1 protein-coding gene and 1 pseudogene are annotated in these 2,453 nt (G+C 40.2%); both read right to left on the reverse strand.

Translation table 11 applies throughout. The annotated features are described in order from the left end of the window. On the reverse strand, positions 1-1,662 hold a 1,662-nt coding region (locus PEH01S_RS34055; protein WP_164828150.1), incomplete at its 3' end, for a hypothetical protein. Between the two features lie 481 nt (positions 1,663-2,143). Further along, a pseudogene (locus PEH01S_RS34060) lies at positions 2,144-2,453 on the reverse strand (hypothetical protein); the annotation flags it as partial.

A 2,453-nucleotide genomic window follows, 5' to 3' on the forward strand; every position in this document is an offset into this window, starting at 1 on the left:
TGTTATGCTGCTAAGCAAGTGCGTGTTCGGGTCGTAATTGTAGTTCGTTGTGATGCCCATAGGATTGGTCGACCATAGTACGTTGCCATAGAGGTCAAATTCCCGGGAAGTACTCGTTGTATAGGATTGCCCCTGAGCCGAATAAGTCGTTGTCACTTTGTTGGGGTACGGAAGATGCCGTGCCTCATCGTATTGCTGATCCGTTGAGACGGTGTATGTTACGCCGTTTCGAATTGATGTTTTGGTGATGTTCGTTTGGTAAATGAAAGGCGGTGTTTCAGGCGGTTGAGTCATCCTGTCTAAATTATCCCTCTTGTTTGTATACTTCGTTTGTGTTAACCCATCATCGTGGTAAACATAAAAACTAAAATCGCTCTCACAAAAACCGCCTACATCTCCTTCATATCTGAAACTTTCTTGTTTGAATGTCTTAATGGAACCATCTTCCTGCTTAACTTCTATAGATTTCCCCTTTATTCGGTAGTTTTGTTCGTTTCCCCACCTCGGGAACTGGCATCTCAGAATCGGTTCATCCTCATAAGTATACACGCTACTTGCTCCGGTAGGATGGTTAACCTTCGTCAGGAGTAAAGGACGCGTATTCATATTACGACCATAATTAGTTGGCTTCTCCGTGTAATTGTAGGTTGTCGTCCGGCCTTCGGCGTCAATAATGCTCGTTAAGCGTTTTACCTCTCTTCCATTTATCGGTTCTATATAAGTAGATAATTTATACTCTACCTTTTGATTCCCTTTCGTTAAGGTTATACCGGACGAGTGATAATCAATATTAATCGTTTCGTCCCCTTCTGTCGAAATACTTTTCAGTACCTTTTCTCCCCAGTCACCTACAAAGGCATAAGTGAAATCGATTTTATTGTTATATTTATCAACGATTTGAACCAACCAACCGTCACGTACATCAAAGTAATACGATAATCCCTCCAGATTCACTATTCCCTCGCCGTGCTTTCTGATTACATCATTCCAAGGATATCCTACTCCTCGGTATTGGTGACGATGATCATAATGTTCTTCTAAGGCAAATGAATTTATAGGGTACGTGCCTCTTCCTAAGCGATGGCCTAAAGTTAAATTGCCATTACTGAGCCGAGGAAGATCCCAACTCCATCCTACGCCTATAGGAGCTACTCGCCGAGATATGGTATCACTTTTCTCTCCCCCAATTACGTACATCGTGGACTCAGCGGCGCTGTATTGTCTGGTTAGGGAAAATGACAATCCATTTTTCCCTGTAATCGTCATATCCGTCGTTCGTATTGAGAGGTCGCCGGATACGGTAGAAATGGAGTCGTATTCTGAGTGAATTTGATAAGGAGCGTCGTTCGGCTTAAGATTCACCGGTTCAACAATTTGCCCCGCTGCCAATGACCTTTTGGCTCGATAAACGGAATTGTACACCGAACCATATACGGAATCGGTAATACTAGCTATAGAATTGATGGCGCCGATGGCTGAGCCAATCTTATCGGTTAAAACTCCATTTAACGATGAAGCATTCGTTACCGAACTGCCCTTGGAGACGTCCGACTTAAAGCTTGTAAAGATTAAGCCAAAAAAATCTTTCTCTGCGGCAAGCGTAGGTGTGATTAAAGAAAAGAAAAGGATCAGGCTTAGTAACGAGGAGATGATTCTTTTCATATAAACCTCCAATTTAATATATTTTGACGACCAGTTCATCATGCGTCGGAGTTATCAAGAACATTCTTGCTGTTAAATTATATCTCCATCAATGTTTCCTGTATACAACAGAAATGGTAAAAGACAACCGCAATCTCTGGTTATCTTTATAATCGATAGAACTAACAACATCGACCAATTTCCCGTTTTTTCTCGTAAGAATACTTTAGCAAGCCACTATTTTCGAAGTCGTTTATTGTAGATGCATTAATGCTCGTGATTGGTTAGGAAAGCAAGAGAACGAAGACACAAATTATAATGTTCCTCATTCATTTACTTGTTAATCGAAAACCGATAGACCTTTTCCGTTCCTTTCATAGATATATTAGTGGTACTACAGTTTAAATGGCTTGAGCTATTACTGGTTTTAGCCCGCACGATTAAACAAACATAAAAAATAATTTATTTAGGACTATCATATTTGTAATATATATAATACTTTCTACTCCACTTTTCGACGAATTATATTCCCATTGAGATCATAGTCATATTTGATTTCTCTCTGGTTCGGTGAAATGAATTTAATTAAACGTCCATTTTGGTCATACTGATACTTATTTTTTTCGATTATAATATCATCCAAAGATAAAGCCCCACCGTTATGAATACCCCAGATCAGGAAGTAATCCTCCCTATCTCCAGTTGTAAATACAATCGTTTTCGTTCCTATCTTGCCTGCTTGGTCATTCCATTCCGTCCATCCCTTATCACTCGTGTAATCCGATCCCACTCCTCTAGCTGCAAAGTAAAAG

The organism is Paenibacillus ehimensis NBRC 15659, assembly GCF_004000785.1.
Lineage (GTDB): Bacteria > Bacillota > Bacilli > Paenibacillales > NBRC-103111 > Paenibacillus_G > Paenibacillus_G ehimensis.